13 protein-coding genes are annotated in these 14805 nt (G+C 66.6%); 9 read left to right on the forward strand and 4 right to left on the reverse strand.

From position 1 onward, the window contains the following. Nucleotides 1-86: 86 nt before the first annotated feature. The 4 genes from ACN2C8_RS11695 (at nucleotide 87) to ACN2C8_RS11710 (ending at nucleotide 2053) form a co-directional block, all read left to right on the forward strand. Nucleotides 87-335, forward strand: coding sequence for a BolA/IbaG family iron-sulfur metabolism protein (locus tag ACN2C8_RS11695; protein ID WP_419251939.1), 249 nt, complete (start codon nucleotides 87-89; stop codon nucleotides 333-335). Between the two features lie 2 nt (nucleotides 336-337). After that, complete coding sequence (locus ACN2C8_RS11700; RefSeq protein ID WP_419251940.1) at nucleotides 338-1231, forward strand: hypothetical protein; 894 nt, start codon at nucleotides 338-340, stop codon at nucleotides 1229-1231. A 64-nt stretch (nucleotides 1232-1295) separates the two neighbouring features. Then, a complete protein-coding gene (gene grxD, locus ACN2C8_RS11705) occupies nucleotides 1296-1637 on the forward strand; it encodes a Grx4 family monothiol glutaredoxin (RefSeq protein WP_419251941.1) in 342 nt (113 codons plus the stop codon). Continuing rightward, the gene (locus ACN2C8_RS11710; RefSeq protein WP_419251942.1) at nucleotides 1634-2053 is read left to right on the forward strand and encodes an acyl-CoA thioesterase; all 420 of its coding nucleotides are present in this window, start codon (nucleotides 1634-1636) and stop codon (nucleotides 2051-2053) included. Before grxD ends, ACN2C8_RS11710 begins: the two co-directional genes overlap by 4 nt. On the opposite strand, the gene ACN2C8_RS11715 is transcribed toward ACN2C8_RS11710, so the two are convergent. The 4 genes from ACN2C8_RS11715 to ACN2C8_RS11730 all read right to left on the reverse strand — a co-directional run bounded on the left by ACN2C8_RS11715 (nucleotide 2037) and on the right by ACN2C8_RS11730 (nucleotide 6626). Continuing rightward, a complete protein-coding gene (locus ACN2C8_RS11715; RefSeq protein WP_419251943.1) occupies nucleotides 2037-2393 on the reverse strand; it encodes a hypothetical protein in 357 nt (118 codons plus the stop codon). The genes ACN2C8_RS11710 and ACN2C8_RS11715 overlap by 17 nt on opposite strands. Before the next feature lie 85 nt (nucleotides 2394-2478). Continuing rightward, the gene (gene htpX, locus ACN2C8_RS11720; RefSeq protein ID WP_419251944.1) at nucleotides 2479-3408 is read right to left on the reverse strand and encodes a zinc metalloprotease HtpX; all 930 of its coding nucleotides are present in this window, start codon (nucleotides 3406-3408) and stop codon (nucleotides 2479-2481) included. Nucleotides 3409-3418: 10 nt separating this feature from the next. After that, on the reverse strand, nucleotides 3419-3760 hold the full coding sequence (locus ACN2C8_RS11725) for a zf-TFIIB domain-containing protein (protein ID WP_419251945.1): 342 nt from the start codon (nucleotides 3758-3760) through the stop codon (nucleotides 3419-3421). 349 nt (nucleotides 3761-4109) lie between these two features. Further along, nucleotides 4110-6626: an ATP-binding protein gene (locus ACN2C8_RS11730; protein ID WP_419251946.1), complete on the reverse strand. Its 2517-nt coding sequence runs from the start codon at nucleotides 6624-6626 to the stop codon at nucleotides 4110-4112. A 208-nt stretch (nucleotides 6627-6834) separates the two neighbouring features. Here ACN2C8_RS11730 and ACN2C8_RS11735 point away from each other — a divergent pair, with 208 nt between their 5' ends. From ACN2C8_RS11735 to ACN2C8_RS11755, 5 genes are all read left to right on the forward strand, one after another. Further along, nucleotides 6835-8046, forward strand: coding sequence for an NADP-dependent isocitrate dehydrogenase (locus ACN2C8_RS11735; protein ID WP_419251947.1), 1212 nt, complete (start codon nucleotides 6835-6837; stop codon nucleotides 8044-8046). 209 nt (nucleotides 8047-8255) lie between these two features. Beyond that, nucleotides 8256-11537: an amidohydrolase family protein gene (locus tag ACN2C8_RS11740; RefSeq protein WP_419251948.1), complete on the forward strand. Its 3282-nt coding sequence runs from the start codon at nucleotides 8256-8258 to the stop codon at nucleotides 11535-11537. 141 nt (nucleotides 11538-11678) lie between these two features. Continuing rightward, on the forward strand, nucleotides 11679-12752 hold the full coding sequence (locus tag ACN2C8_RS11745) for an efflux RND transporter periplasmic adaptor subunit (RefSeq protein WP_419251949.1): 1074 nt from the start codon (nucleotides 11679-11681) through the stop codon (nucleotides 12750-12752). Between the two features lie 4 nt (nucleotides 12753-12756). Further along, nucleotides 12757-13962, forward strand: coding sequence for an ABC transporter permease (locus ACN2C8_RS11750; RefSeq protein ID WP_419251950.1), 1206 nt, complete (start codon nucleotides 12757-12759; stop codon nucleotides 13960-13962). After that, on the forward strand, nucleotides 13959-14660 hold the full coding sequence (locus ACN2C8_RS11755) for an ABC transporter ATP-binding protein (protein ID WP_419251951.1): 702 nt from the start codon (nucleotides 13959-13961) through the stop codon (nucleotides 14658-14660). Before ACN2C8_RS11750 ends, ACN2C8_RS11755 begins: the two co-directional genes overlap by 4 nt. The last annotated feature ends 145 nt before the right edge of the window (nucleotides 14661-14805 follow it).

Raw genomic sequence — 14805 nt, forward strand, 5'->3', positions numbered from 1 at the left:
CCATAAGCCGCCCTATCGTCTGCCGTACGCCCGTTCTTAAGACTTCCGGGGCATACAACCCCTTCAAGGATTGGAGCTTTCCTCCCGTGCCCATGTCTCCCGCCGACCTCGAGGGCCGCCTGCACGCCGCCTTCCCCGATGCCGAGATCGTGCTGACCGATCTGGCCGGCGACGGCGACCACTACAAGGCCCGCATCGTGTCGCCGGCTTTCCGGGGTCTGAACCGGGTCAAGCAGCACCAGATGGTCAATCGCGCCCTGGCCGATGTGCTGGGTGGGACCTTGCACGCCCTGGCGCTCGAGACGGCGGCGCCGCCCGCAGACCCGGCCGACTAGCGATGCGCTACCGACCGTTCGGCAATTCGGGCATGACGGTTTCGGCGATCACCCTTCGCCTGTCGGACCAGTCGCGCCTGCGCGCCAGCGAGTGGCGGGCCCTGATCTTCACGGCCATCGAGAACGGGATCAACAGCTTCCAGATCGACGGCGCTTCGCCGGCCCTGCTGCAGGGCGCGGCCGAAGCCTTCGCGTCGGTCGAGCGGCGGCTGCTGTTCCTGACCTGGCGGGTACGCGAAGAAGCCGGCCAGTTCACCGCTGCGGTTGTCGAAACGATGATGACCGCGGCCTTCGATGACCTTGGCCTGGATTATCTGGATCTAGTGCTGCTCAACGACCCGCTGGGTCCTGACCTGCCGGCCGCCGGCGGCGCTGTGCTTCGCACCCTGCACGAGGGACGAGCCATCCGGGGCCTGGGTGTGGCCAGCCGGGGCGACGTGGATCCGGCGCTGACGAACAGTGGCCTGGTCACCGCCCTGTCGTCGCCGTTCAACCTGTCGTCGGGCTGGGCCGAGCGCAATCGCGTCCGCGCCGCCGTCAGTCAGAACCTGGCCGTGATCGGCGAAGACTTCTGGCCCCAGGCTCTGCGCGAGTTGGGCAGCAAGCCGCTGTTCCAGAAGCCCTCGCTGTGGCGGCGTCGCAGCGATCCGCTGGCCGATGTCGGCGGCTATGACTTCCTGACGGGCACCCAGGGCTGGAGCGCCGAGGATATCTGCCTGGGCTATGCCCTGACCGAGCCCTCGCTGGCCACGGTGCGCATCACCGCCGACACCCAGGCCGAGGTCGAACGCCTGGCCGCCGTGGTCGAGCGGGACCTGCCCAACGGGGTCTGCGCCCAGATCGAAATGGCGCGCTTTTCAGCCCAGGAACGCGACCGCGCCGCCGGCCAGCGATAGCGCGGGGTCTTGACCCAGGGACACGCGGCGCCTAGCTGAAGGGACTTGCAAGGATCTACCCGCCATGACTGACGCCGCCTCCACCCCCGCCCTCGACTTCATCGCCAAGACCGTGACCGACCACGCCGTGGTGCTGTTCATGAAGGGCGTTCCCGACCAGCCGCGCTGTGGCTTCTCGGCCGTTTCGGTACAGATCCTCGACCATCTGGGCGTCGAGTTCATCGGCGTCGACGTGCTGCAGGACGATGACCTGCGCCAGGGCGTCAAGGCCTACACCGACTGGCCGACCATTCCCCAGCTCTATGTGAAGGGCGAATTCATCGGCGGCAGCGACATCGTCCGCGAGATGTTCCAGTCGGGTGAGCTGAAGACGCTGATGGCCGAGCAGGGTCTGATCGAGGCGTGAGCCGGGTTTTCCAGCCCACCGCCAACGCCTTCTCGATGACCTTCCAGCCTACGGCGTCTGACATCGACGCCAATGAGCACGTCAACAACGTGGTCTATCTGGCCTGGGCCCAGGACCTGGCCATCGCCCATTGGGCCGCCCGGACCTCGGCCGAAGAGCGCGCGCCGTGGAGCTGGGTGGCGCGCCGCCACGAGATCGACTATCGCCGGGAACTGCGCCAGGACGAGATCGCCACGGGCTACACCTGGGTCGGCGAGCTGAAGGGTCCGCGCTTCGAGCGCTATGTTCGCATCGACGGCCCCGACGGCGAGATGTGCGCCCAGAGCCGCACCGACTGGGTGCTGATCGACATCGCCGCCCGGCGCCCAGCCCGCGTGTTGGACTGGATGGTCGAGCGGTTCAACGCGAAGGGTTAGCCACCGCGAACCGCTCCCCGCGCCTCAGGCCCAGCTCTTCATAGCTGAACACGAGGTCGACCACACCCGCCTCGCCAAACCGGCAGGTCTCCAGCCGCCGCCGCGCGAAGGCCAGCACAGCGCCGCCGGCGCCGCGATCCAGTCGGAACACGAAGTCAGCCTTGGCGACGCAGCCTTTCGAGGCCACGCGCACCGTCAGGCCGTGACGGTCGCTCGTCACGCCCACAGGCTCCAGCTCGGGCCATGTGACGTCGGACGCCAGGAGCCTGGGTGTCGTGGCGCAGCCCGCGACGACGAGGGCCACGCCGAAAACCAGCAGGGATCGACGGGATGGCGACATTGACGGCGGGGCGATCCTGGCGGCGGCTAAGGCCCCGATCCTTCAGGACGGAGACCGCCAGCGCAACGCCATTCTTGGACGCTAACTAACCCCAGGGCCCCGTCCGGCGCGGACGACTGACCGGAACGGCCGTGCCCACGCGCCGGGGACGCGTCCCCTGCCCCACGCCCAGGGCCAGCAGGGCCTCGACGCGGTTGTGGGTGGCCGGGTGGGTCGAGAACAGGTTGTCGGCCCCGCTGCCGTTCAGCGGGTTGATGATGAACATATGGGCCGTGGCCGGATTGCGCTCGGCCGCGTGGTTCACCGCGCCGCCGCGGGCATAGGCCTCGATCTTTTGCAGCGCGCGGGCCAGGGCGGCAGGGTCGCCGCCGATCTGGGCGCCGACGCGGTCGGCCTCGTATTCGCGCGAGCGGCTGATGGCCATCTGCACCAGCATGGCGGCGATGGGCGCCAGGATGGCGACGGCGATCGCGCCGATCATGCCGCCGGGACGGTCCTGGTCGCGCGAACCGCCGAAGAACAGGCCAAAATTGGCCAGGGCCGAGATGGCGCCGGCGATGGTGGCGGTGACCGTCATGGTCAGGGTGTCGCGGTTCTTCACATGGGCCAGTTCGTGGGCCATCACGGCGGCAATCTCGTCGCGGTCCAGCATAGCCAGCAGGCCTGTCGTGGCGGCCACGGCGGCATGCTCGGGATCACGGCCCGTGGCGAAGGCGTTGGGCTGGCCGTTCTCCATCACACAGACGCGCGGACGCGGCAGACCGGCCCGCTCAGCCATGGCGTGGACGTCAATGGCATAGTCGCGAATGCGGCGGTCGGGATGGCTCTCGTCGACCTCGACCGCGCCATAGGTCTTCAGCACGATCTTGTCGGCGTTCCAGTACGAGAACGCGTTCAGGCCGACGGCGAAGACCAGGGCGATCAGCATGCCCATGGCGCCGCCCAGCAGGAAGCCCGCCGCCATGAACAGCGCCGTCAGGCCCGCCAGCAGCATGTAGGTCTTGACGTGGTTCATCGCTCTTTCGTCAGTCGAAGATGTCGAAGAGATCAAAACCCTTCTTCTTCTTGTAGTGGCCCTGTTGGCCATAGCGATGACGATCGTCGTCATCCTTGTAGCGACGGGGCTCTTCATAGCGCGGCGGCGGAGCGTAGTTCTGCTGCTGCGGCGGGGCCTGATACGGCGCCTGCTGGCGCGGCGGCGGCGCAGCCTGACCGGCGGCGTCCTCGCGCTCAAGGGCCATCAGCTTTTCCAGTTCGCCGCGATCCAGCCACACACCCCGACACTTGGGGCACATGTCAAACTCGACGCCGGCGCGGTTCACCGCCTGCATCGAGCCATCGCAGTTGGGGCACATCAGAAGCGGCATAAGGCGTTCCCTTTCCAGACTGGAGGGGTGTTCTCAACGCTGGATCCGGACCGAGGGGGGGGGGGGAGGGGGACACCGGACCCAGACATCGAGAACACCCGATGCGGTCCGACATCACGAATGCTTGCATTCATTCGTCAGAGGGGCCCGGCCCGCTTTTAGAACCTATGCAGCCGCAAAGCCCATTCAAGGGGGGCAATCGAAAAAAGATCATCGGCTTCAGGGATGACGCGCTGCGAACCTGCAGCGTGATGAAGGGGGCGTCCGGCGGGCCCCGCTCAGCTTAGGACCTCCACAAAGGGGGCAGGCCGTCCCGGCTCCACCGCCGCTGAGCGGACGGCAGGACCCCCTACTCCGCCGCGCTGACCGTAGCGGCCGCGAGGCTGTTGCGCACGCCGGCCAGGGCTTCCAGCAGCAAGGCTGGATGCAGTGGCTTGGCCAGGTGCAGGTCCGCGCCTGCCGCCTTGGCCGAGGCGATGTGTTCCTCCATGGCGTTGGCGGTCACCATGATGATCAGCACCGGCGGCAAGCCCTGCGCCACTTCATGCGCCCGGATCTCGCGGGTGGCCGTCAAGCCGTCCATGATCGGCATCTGCATATCCATCAAGATGGCGTCGAAGGTCTGGCTCTTGGCCGCCGCCAAGGCTGCCGCGCCGTCCTCGACCATGGTCAGATCGACGCCGAACGGCTCCAGCACCACCTCGACGACCTTGCGGTTGGTGGGATGGTCCTCGGCGACCAGCACAGTCAGGCCCTGCAGTGAAATCTCGTCCGGGCGCTCCCGACGCGGGTCCAGCGCCTCGCCCTCGTAAGGTGGAAGCGGCAGTTCAACCGAGAAGGTGGCGCCCGATCCGACCACCGCCCGCGCGTCGATGCTCCCCCCCATCATCTCGGCCAGGGCGGCCGAGATCGACAGCCCCAGCCCCGTGCCGCCAAACTGGCGGGTAATCGACTGGTCAGCCTGGACGAAGCGCTTGAACAGCCGCTCGCGCACCGTGTCATCAAAGCCCACCCCGGTGTCGGCCACGGTGAAGACCAGTCGGTCATCCCGGCGCTCGACGGTCAGGACAATCGAGCCCTGCGCCGTGAACTTGACCGCATTGGCCAGCAGGTTGGAGAGGATCTGATTGATCCGTCCGGAATCACCCAGGTAGCCGCCGGACGCGTCCGGCGCGATCGACCAGGAAAAGTCCAGACCCTTGGCCTGGGCGGCGGCGGCGTGCAGTTCGGCCATGCCGCGCACCAGACGATCCAGGTCGAAGGGCGCGGGGTTGAGATGAAACTGGCCGGCCTCGATCTTCGAGACATCCAGAATGTCGCCCAGCACCTGTTCCAGCAGTCGGCCCGATGAGGTGACCAGTTCGGCCAGCTCGCGGCGGACCTGGGGATTTTCCTCGTCGGCCAGGCGGTCGCCGATGGCGATCACGCCATTCAGCGGCGTCCGCAGCTCATGGCTCATATTGGCCAGGAAGACGGACTTGGCCCGGTTGGCGCGCTCCAGCTCGGCCGTCCGCTCGGCCACCCGGTCCTCGAGACTCCGGAGCAGCTCTTCATTGCCCTCGCGCTGCTGCCGCAGGGTGCGCGCCAGGTCGCCGATTTCATCCTGGCGGGCCTCGACGCCAAGGGTCTGCTCACGACCGCCGCCGCGCTCGGCCTGGGCCAGGAGGTTCAGCGGCCAGGCCAGTTCGCGGCTGATCACCCGATAGAGCAGCATCACCTGGAGCATCACGCCCAGCACGCCAAACAGCAGCACCCAGGATGCGGTCCGGATAGACGACAGCACCACCGCGTTCGACGGAAAGGTCATCAGAAACCACCAGTTGGGTTCCTCAAGGCGACCGTATGCGATGACCTGATCGCCCGTCGCATTCCGGATTGCTCCGATGTCCCGTCCGGTCGTCTTGATCTGGCGAATCAAGTCGGCGACCTTCGACCGTTCCTCCAATTCCCTTAGGCGGGCGATCTCAATCACGCCCTTACGCGCAAGCCCCGGAGCGGCAATCAACTCGCCGCCGTCCGTAACAATCATGTTCGTGCCGTCAGGCAGTGACTCGCCGACCGCGCGCAGCAAATAGGAATCGAGCGACAGGCTTGTGCCCCATATGCCCATGAACTGGTTCTTGAAATAGAAAGGCGTCATGCACCCTGCGGTCAGGCCCCGGCCCGTGGGATCGGAAATCAGCCGGCGGAGCTTAGTACATTTCATACCGCGCCCGGGATTGGCTTCCGGCAGACTGATCTGGGTCATCTCCTCCCCGCTAACATCCAAGGTCGGGGGCGCATCTTGACGATAGTACAGCAGCTTGTCCGCACGCTTCGGGCCAAACATAACCAGTCGGGTCCGGGGGGTGAAGAAATAGAAATTGTCGTAGTGATTTACTTCGGTTTCACCGGTATTGGCCACCACCTCCAGAGCCGAGACAAATAGAGCCTTATCCTCGTTGCCCATCTGGTCGGCACTCTTCAGATAGCCACCAATCCCATAGACAAAATGCGGCCCCCGCCGCTCCCCGTCATAAAGCGCCGGGACCGTCCGCCGGGTACCATCGCCGTGGGAAGGAAACAGGGTATTGAACTCGCTGAGGGCGTCAGCGGCGTCCCGGCTTTCCAGTCGGCGCGTCAGGGCCAGGCTGGCCGCTTCGTGAACCCTGACGAGATCGGAAAACAGCCGGTTCTCGGTCTTCACCCGCTCGCCGACATATTCGGCCAGGTGCCGCATCTGGGTGTCGGCAGCGCTTTTCTGCACAAACACAAAGGCGACAGCGGTCGCCACGCCGGTGACGGCGATCGACAGCACAGCGACGATCGCCAGCAGGCGCCGCGCCAGGGGCGAGGTCATTTCCGTATTGGGCAGAAGGCTGCGCACGCCCGGTCAGTCCCTACCGATCTCCGCTGGAAGATCCCTGTTATCCATAAAGGCCAGTGTCTCCTAACAGCCCCTGAAGATACGCCATTCTACCGATCGGCTTTTCCCTCGCCGCGCAACAGTCTATAGCCACCCCGTCCGCGCCCGCGACCTGGCCCTGTGCGCCAGATCGCCTCAGTCGCGCTACCGCCGGAGGAAAGACCCCGTAATGGCCAAGATCAAAGTCGCCAATCCCGTTGTCGATATGGACGGCGACGAAATGACCCGGATCATCTGGAAGCTTATCAAGGATAAGCTGATCTTCCCGTATCTGGACCTGGAACTGGACTATTACGACCTGTCGGTCGAAAACCGCGACGCCACCGACGATCAGGTGACCATCGACGCCGCCGAGGCCACCAAGAAGCACGGCGTCGCCGTCAAGTGCGCCACCATCACCCCTGACGAGCAGCGCGTCACCGAGTTTAACCTCAAGAAGATGTGGAAGTCGCCCAACGGCACGATCCGCAACATCCTGGGCGGCGTGATCTTCCGCGAACCGATCATCTGCCAGAACGTGCCGCGCCTGGTGCCCGGCTGGACCCAGCCGATCATCGTCGGCCGCCACGCGTTCGGCGACCAGTACAAGGCCACCGACTTCCTGTTCCCGGGCAAGGGCTCCCTGACGATGAAGTTCGTCGGCGAGGACGGCACGGTGATCGAGCACGAAGTGTACCAGGCCCCCGGCGCCGGCGTGGCCATGGGCATGTACAATCTCGACGCGTCGATCCGCGACTTCGCCCACGCCTCGTTCGCCTACGGCCTGGGCCGCGGCTATCCGGTCTATCTGTCGACCAAGAACACCATCCTCAAATACTATGATGGTCGCTTCAAGGACATCTTCCAGGAGATCTTCGACGCCGAATATGCCGACCAGTTCAAGGCCGCCGGCATCCATTACGAGCACCGCCTGATCGACGACATGGTGGCCTCGGCCCTCAAGTGGTCGGGCGGCTATGTCTGGGCCTGCAAGAACTATGACGGCGACGTGCAGTCCGACATCGTGGCCCAGGGCTTCGGCTCGCTGGGCCTGATGACCTCGGTGCTGATGACTCCGGACGGCAAGACGGTGGAAGCCGAGGCCGCCCACGGCACCGTGACCCGCCACTATCGCCAGCATCAAAAGGGCCAGAGCACCTCGACCAACTCGATCGCCTCGATCTTCGCCTGGACGCGGGGCCTGGCCCACCGCGCCAAGCTGGACGACAACGCCGAACTGGCCGCCTTCGCCCTGACCCTCGAAAAGGTCTGCGTCGACACCGTCGAAAGCGGCTTCATGACCAAGGATCTGGCCCTGCTGGTCGGTGACAAGCAGTCGTGGCTGACCACCGAAGGCTTCCTCGACAAGATCGACGAGAACCTCAAAAAGGCTATGGCCTAAGGCCGTAGCTGCTCCCCCTCTGGGGGAGCTGTCACGGAGTGACTGAGGGGGCCATCAGGGCCTAAGCCGCGCTAGCCCCCTCCGGCCCTCTGGGCCACCTCCCCCAGAGGGGGAGGATCAAGACGATCAGCGCCCCTCGGGAAACCGGGGGGCGTTTTCTTTGGTCGGGGCTTCGCTAAACTCCCCCCGTCCAAGGGGAGAATCACGGGATGAAACGCGCACTGTTGGCCACGGCGGCCTTGCTGCTTCTGGCTGCCCCGGCCCTGGCCCAGACGCCCTCCCCCGCGCCCGAAGCGGCCGCCAAGCCCGACGCCAAGTCAGAAAAGCCCAAGTGGGACGTGCGCAATCCGCCGGCCGGCTATGACCGCGATCTCAAGCTCGATGTCACTGAAGGCACCTGGATGGCGCTGGACGTCAGTCCCGACGGTAAGGAGATCGTCTTCGACCTGATGGGCGACCTCTATGTCCTGCCGATCACCGGCGGCGAGGCCAAGGCCATCGCCAGCGGCATCTCCTGGGACATGCAGCCCAAATACTCGCCCGACGGCAAACAGATCGCCTTCACCTCCGACCGCGGCGGTGGCGACAATCTGTGGGTCATGGACCGTGATGGCGCAAATCCCAAGGCGGTCTCCAGCGAGAGCTTCCGCCTGCTGTCCCAGCCCGACTGGAGCCCGGACGGCCAGTACGTCGTCGGTCGCAAGCACTTCACCTCCAGCCGCTCGCTGGGGGCCGGCGAGATGTGGCTGTATCACCGCTCGGGCGGCAATGGCGTGCAGCTGACCGAGCGCCGCACCCAGCAGAAGGACAGCGGCGAGCCGGCCTTCTCGCCCGACGGCCGCTATCTCTATTTCAGCGACGACGTCACCGAGGGCGGGGTGTTCGCCTACAGCAAGGACCCCAATACCGAGATCTACGCCATCCAGCGCCTCGATCGCGACACCGGCGAGGTGAAGAAGTTCCTCGGCGGGCCCGGCGGCGCGATCCGCCCCACCCCCTCGCCGGACGGCAAGTCGCTGGCCTTCATCCGCCGCGTGCGCTTCCAGTCGACCCTGTACGTGATGGACATCGCCTCGGGCCGCGAGACCAAGGTCTATGACCAGCTCGACCGCGACATGCAGGAGACCTGGGCCATCCACGGGGTCTATCCGGCCATCAGCTGGACGCCCGACGGCAAGGCGATCGTGCTGTGGGCCGGCGGCAAGATCCGCAAGGTCGACCTGGCCAGCAAGGCCGTCAGCGACATCCCGTTCCACGTCGCCGACAGCCGCAAGGCCCGCGAGGCCGTGCGCTTCCCCGTCGTTGTCGCCCCCGACAGCTTTGACGTGAAGATGATCCGCTGGGCCCGCACCGCGCCCAACGGCAAGACGGTGGTGTTCGAGGCCCTGGGCCATCTGTGGGTCCGCGACCTGCCCGGCGGGGCGCCGCGCCGCCTGACCAAACAGTCGGACCACTTCGAGCTCTATCCGGCCTGGTCGCGCGACGGAAAATCCATCGTCTACACCACCTGGGACGACGAGGACCTGGGCTCGATCCGGGTGATCCCGGCGACCGGCGGCGAAGGCCGCAAGGTCAACAAGAACCCCGGCCGCTTCGTCGAGCCGGTGTTCTCGCCCGACGGCAAGACCATCGTCTATCGCGCCTCGACCGACGGCGTGCTGCTCAGCACCCTGTGGACCCGCGATCCGGGGCTCTATCGCGTGCCGACCGCCGGCGGCGAGGCCAGCCGGATCAGCGACAAGGGCAGCATGCCGCAGTTCGGCGCCGCCAATGACCGGGTCTATTTCAGCGGCCGCCAGGACAAGCTGGCCGCCCTCAAGTCCGTCGATCTGAACGGCCACGAGCCCCGCACCCACCTGACCTCGGAATTCGCGTCGGAGTTCGCGGTCTCGCCCGACGAGGCCTGGGTGGCCTGGACCGAGCGCTTCAACGCCTATGTCGCGCCCTTCCCCAAGACCGGCCGCGCCGTCAGCGTCGCCACCGACGGCAAGGCCCTGCCCCAGACCCGCGTCACCCGCGACGCCGGCGACTGGATCCACTGGTCGGGCGACAGCGCCACCCTGAACTGGGCCCTGGGCCCGCAGCTCTACAGCCGTGGCCTGAAGGACAGCTTCAGCTTCGTCGAGGGCGCGCCCGCCGAACTGCCCAAGCCCGCCGAGACCGGCATCGACCTGGGTTTCAAACAGGCTGCCTTCAAGCCCACCGGCAAGCTGGCCCTGACCGGCGCCCGGCTGATCACCCTGAAGGGTGACGAGGTCATCGAGGACGGCGTCGTGGTGCTGGATGGAAACCGCATCGTCGCCATCGGCCCGCGGGCCTCGGTCACCGTGCCGGCCGACGCCAAGGTCATGGACCTGACCGGCAAGACCATCACGCCGGGCCTGATCGACGCCCACTGGCATGGCTCGATGGGCTCGGACGAGATCATCCCGCAACGCAGCTGGGTCAACCATGCCGCCCTGGCCTTCGGCGTCACCACGATCCATGACCCGTCCAACGACACCTCCGAGATCTTCGCCCACTCGGAACTGCAAAAGGCCGGATCGGTGGTCGGCCCACGGATCTTTTCGACCGGGGCGATTCTCTATGGGGCCACCACGCCATTCACCGCCAAGGTCGACAGCCTGGACGACGCCCTCTCCAACCTGCGCCGCATGAAGGCGGTCGGAGCCTGGAGCGTGAAGAGCTACAACCAGCCTCGCCGCGAACAGCGCCAGCAGATCATCGAGGCCGCCAACCAGCTGGGCCTGATGGTCGTGCCCGAGGGCGGCTCGCTGTATCAGGCCAATATGTCGATGATCATCGACGGTCACACCACCATCGAGCACTCGATCCCGGTCGACCGTCTGTATGCGGATGTGCTCCAGCTGTGGCCGCAAACCAAGGTGGCCTATACCCCGACCCTGGTGGTGGCCTTCGGCGGCAATGCCGGCGACAACTACTGGTACCAGGCCACCAAGGTCTGGGACGATCCGCGCCTGCAGCAGTACGTCCCCCGCCGCCTGCTCGACAACCGCGCCCGCCGCCCGGTCCTGACCCCGGACAATGAGCTCAACCACATCGCCGTCGCCCGCGAGGCCACGCGCCTCAACCGCCTGGGCGTCTCGGTGCAGATCGGGGCCCACGGCCAGCGCGAGGGCCTGGGAGCCCACTGGGAAATGTGGAGCTTCGTCCAGGGCGGCATGACCCCGCTGGAAGCCCTGCGGGCCGGCAGCCTCAACGGGGCCCGGGCCCTGGGCATGGACAAGGACCTCGGCTCCCTGGAGCCCGGCAAGCTGGCCGACCTGGTGGTGTTCGACGCCAACCCCCTGACCGACATCCGCAACACCGCGACCATCGCCTACACCATCGCCAACGGCCGGGTGTTCGACGGCAAGATGAACGAAGCCGGCAAGCCGGCGCGCCCGCCGTTCTGGTTCCAGAGCGGCGACGGCGAAGCCCTGAGCGTGGAGGCGACGAGCACGGAGTCGCACAGTCACGATCGGGACTAGGGAGCTTCCGACGGCAGCCAAGCCTGCGCTGCATGAGGCGGGTTTCAGCCGCCGAGAGCGCCCTGGCCATTTGGCGCCTTGCCATGCCGGGACCGGACGCGCAGGAGCAGGACTCGTCCTGCCTCCGCGAGTGCTCTGATCATGCGCGCCATCCCAAGACCCTGGCTCTTCATCGTTGCGGCGGCCCTGGTGGTTGCGCTGACGGCGTGGGTCCTGGTCTCGCGACGGCCGCAACAGGTTACGGTCCTGGTAATCGAGCCCCGCACCATCGAACAGGCCCTGTCTGTGGTCGGGCGCGCCCGCCCGGCCGAGCTCATCCAGGTCTCCTCGCCCAATCCGGGACAGGTCATCAGCCTGCTCCATGACGAGGGCGACCAGGTCCAGCCGGGTGACCCGATGGCGGTGATCCTGGCGTCCGTCGAACAGGCCCAGACCGACGCCGACGCCGCCCGCGCGCGCGCCGCGCGGGCCCAGGCCAAGGAAGCCCAGCTGGTCTATCAGCGAACCCGAACCCTGCATGAGCGCGGCTTTGCCGCCAAGGCGGCGCTGGATGCCGCGAAGGCGAGCCTTGAGACGGCAAAGGCCAATGTCGCCGCAGCGGATGCCGGCTTGCGGGCCTCGACCGAACGCTCGCGGGAATTCACCATTCGCGCGCCCATGGCTGGCGTGGTGCTGGTTCGTCCGATCGACAATGGCCAGGTCGTGGCTGCGGGCGCCCCGCTGTTTCAACTGGGCTCGTCCCAGGGCGTCGAGATCCGCGCCGAAGTCGAGGAAGCCTATGCTGATCGACTATCGGCCGGCCAGAGGGCCCGCGCCGCCCTGTCAGGATCGCAGGGCATCTTTGCCGCCCGCGTGACCGAGGTCTCGCCCCGGGTCGATTCCAGCACCGGCGGCCGGACGGTTCGTCTGGCGGCCGAAGGCAGCCAGACCCTGACCCCTGGTCGCTCGATCGACGTCACCATCGTCATTGACCAGCGTCAGGCTGCGATTGTCGTGCCGCGCAGCGCCGTTGTGGACGCCACGGCCGCGCCCAAGGTCTATGTCGTCAACGCCGCCAATCTGGTCGAGGTCAGAAAGATCACCGTGGCGCGTTGGCCTTCCGTACAGGCCATCGTCGAAAGCGGATTGAAGGCCGGGGACCGCGTCGTCCTGGAACCAACCTCGACCAAGCCCAGCGCGCACATCGAGCCTGTGGCGGCCAAGGCGGGCGGCTAAGGCCATGTTCGCCCTGAAAGTCGCCCGACGCTATCTGCTGTCAAACCCCTCGCAGACCCTGCTGCTGGTGGCGGGCGTCGCGATCGGGGTGACCGTCTTCGTGTTCATCACCGCCCTGATCGCCGGACTGGCCATCCTGCTGACCGAGCAGGTGACCGGCAAAAGCGCCCATGTCAGCCTTGAACCGCCGACCCGCATTGCCAGGGTCCTGGCAGGACCAGACCTGCCGGTCGAATCCGTGGCCCTGGTTTCCACCTTTCAGCGCCAGCAGATTCGCAACTGGCCCATGGTGCTCGAGCTCCTGCGGGCAGACCCCAGGGTGTCGGCGATCAGTCCCCAGATCACGGGAAGCGCCGTCCTGGTGAAAAGCGAGGCGGTCCGGTCCGTCTCGATCGTGGGCGTTGACCCTCAGGGGATTGATGCGATCTCGCCGATTTCGCCCAGCATCATCGACGGCAATGGCGACCTGGGCGCCGATGGCCTGTTGATCGGCGCGCGCCTGGCCGAGGACCTGGGTCTCAGTGCGGGGCAATCCATTCTGCTGCGGACCGAGCGTGGCGTCGAACGGCAACTCACCATCAAGGGCGTCTTCCGGACGGGCCTGCAAAGCCTGGACGAGCGCGTGGCCTTCCTGTCGCTGCAGACGGCGCGCCCCCTGTTCGTGCTGCCGGACGGGGTGACCAATATCGAAGTCAAACTGAAGGATCCCAATCAGGCGCGCGCCATGGCGCGGTTCCTGGCCGATGCCACGAGCCTGCGCGCAACACCCTGGCAGGAGAAGAACGTCAGTCTCGAGAGCGCCCTGGTCGCCCAGGGCCGAACCGGCTCCATGATCCAGGTCTTTTCGCTGATCTCGATCATCATCGGCATAGCCAGCGCCCTTGTGCTGTCTGCCTATCGGCGTCGCAGCGAGGTGGGGATCATGCGCGCGTTCGGCGTGCCGGGAGCCTTCATCCTGTGGGTCTTCCTGCTCCAGGGACTGCTGATCGGCCTGGTGGGCGCCTTGCTGGGCTGCGCCACCGGCTATGGGCTCTGCATCTGGCTGCAGGGGATCACCAATGCCGCCGGCGACTCGGTCCTGCCGATCGCGCCCGAGCGGGGCGGCTATGCGGCGGCGCTGGTGCTGACCACGCTGGGGGCGGTGATCGCCTCGATCCTCCCGGCGCGCGCGGCCTCGAAGGTCGACCCGCTGGAGGCCATCCAGCAATGACCCGCGTGCTGGAAGCCCAGGGCATCGAAAAGGTGTTCAAGAACGGGGATGAAGAAACCCGGGTCTTGAACGGGATCGACCTGACCCTTGACAAGGGTGAGCTCGTGGCCCTGCTCGGAGCCTCGGGGTCGGGCAAGTCGACCCTGCTGTCGATCATCGGCCTGCTTTTGCGCCCGACGGCCGGAAGCCTGACGATCAGCGGGGAACGGATCGACGATTTCTCCGAGCGCAAGCGGGCCCAGTTTCGAAACCGTCGACTGGGTTTTGTCTTCCAGTTCCACCATCTGCTGCCCGACTTTACGGCCATGGAGAATGTCGCCTTTCCCGCTGCGGCCCCGGCCGGCGGCATCTCGCGCGAGATGCGGGAGCGCGCGCGGGATCTCCTGACCCGGGTCGGGCTGGAGGACCGCATCGACTATCCCGCCACCCGGCTTTCCGGCGGCCAAAAACAGCGCGTCGCCATCGCTCGGGCCCTGATGAACCGTCCCGACCTGATCATCGCCGATGAGCCGACCGGCAATCTGGATCGCGAGTCGGCGGAACGGGTGCTGGCCCTGATGCGGGAAGTGAACCGGGAAGACGGAGCCACCTTCCTGATCTGCACCCATGATGAAGGCGTCGCGGCAAGATGCAGCCGCCAGCTCACCCTGAGGGACGGAAAGCTGGTCTCGAACGTCAGCCGCACCATCGACGCCTGAACCGCAGCCCCGCCGGCAAGCCTCGAACGGCCTGGACCGGGGCCTTCGAAATCCGTTCATCCACCCCGCTTCCCGCACCTAACCCCCTGAAATCCCTGGCCCCAGCCACCCCAACTCCCCCGCGATAGCCGCCGCCGTATACTGT

The organism is Caulobacter sp. ErkDOM-C (genome assembly GCF_048541825.1).
Taxonomy (GTDB): domain Bacteria; phylum Pseudomonadota; class Alphaproteobacteria; order Caulobacterales; family Caulobacteraceae; genus Caulobacter.

What these genes read in the sequence shown, in the direction of transcription:
- ACN2C8_RS11700 (WP_419251940.1), top strand. Translation starts at nt 338, where the DNA reads ATGCGCTACCGACCGTTCGGCAATTCGGGCATGACGGTTTCGGCGATC.
- grxD (WP_419251941.1), top strand. Translation starts at nt 1,296, where the DNA reads ATGACTGACGCCGCCTCCACCCCCGCCCTCGACTTCATCGCCAAGACC.
- ACN2C8_RS11715 (WP_419251943.1), bottom strand. Translation starts at nt 2,393, where the DNA reads ATGTCGCCATCCCGTCGATCCCTGCTGGTTTTCGGCGTGGCCCTCGTC.
- htpX (WP_419251944.1), bottom strand. Translation starts at nt 3,408, where the DNA reads ATGAACCACGTCAAGACCTACATGCTGCTGGCGGGCCTGACGGCGCTG.
- ACN2C8_RS11725 (WP_419251945.1), bottom strand. Translation starts at nt 3,760, where the DNA reads ATGCCGCTTCTGATGTGCCCCAACTGCGATGGCTCGATGCAGGCGGTG.
- ACN2C8_RS11735 (WP_419251947.1), top strand. Translation starts at nt 6,835, where the DNA reads ATGGCCAAGATCAAAGTCGCCAATCCCGTTGTCGATATGGACGGCGAC.
- ACN2C8_RS11740 (WP_419251948.1), top strand. Translation starts at nt 8,256, where the DNA reads ATGAAACGCGCACTGTTGGCCACGGCGGCCTTGCTGCTTCTGGCTGCC.
- ACN2C8_RS11745 (WP_419251949.1), top strand. Translation starts at nt 11,679, where the DNA reads ATGCGCGCCATCCCAAGACCCTGGCTCTTCATCGTTGCGGCGGCCCTG.
- ACN2C8_RS11750 (WP_419251950.1), top strand. Translation starts at nt 12,757, where the DNA reads ATGTTCGCCCTGAAAGTCGCCCGACGCTATCTGCTGTCAAACCCCTCG.
- ACN2C8_RS11755 (WP_419251951.1), top strand. Translation starts at nt 13,959, where the DNA reads ATGACCCGCGTGCTGGAAGCCCAGGGCATCGAAAAGGTGTTCAAGAAC.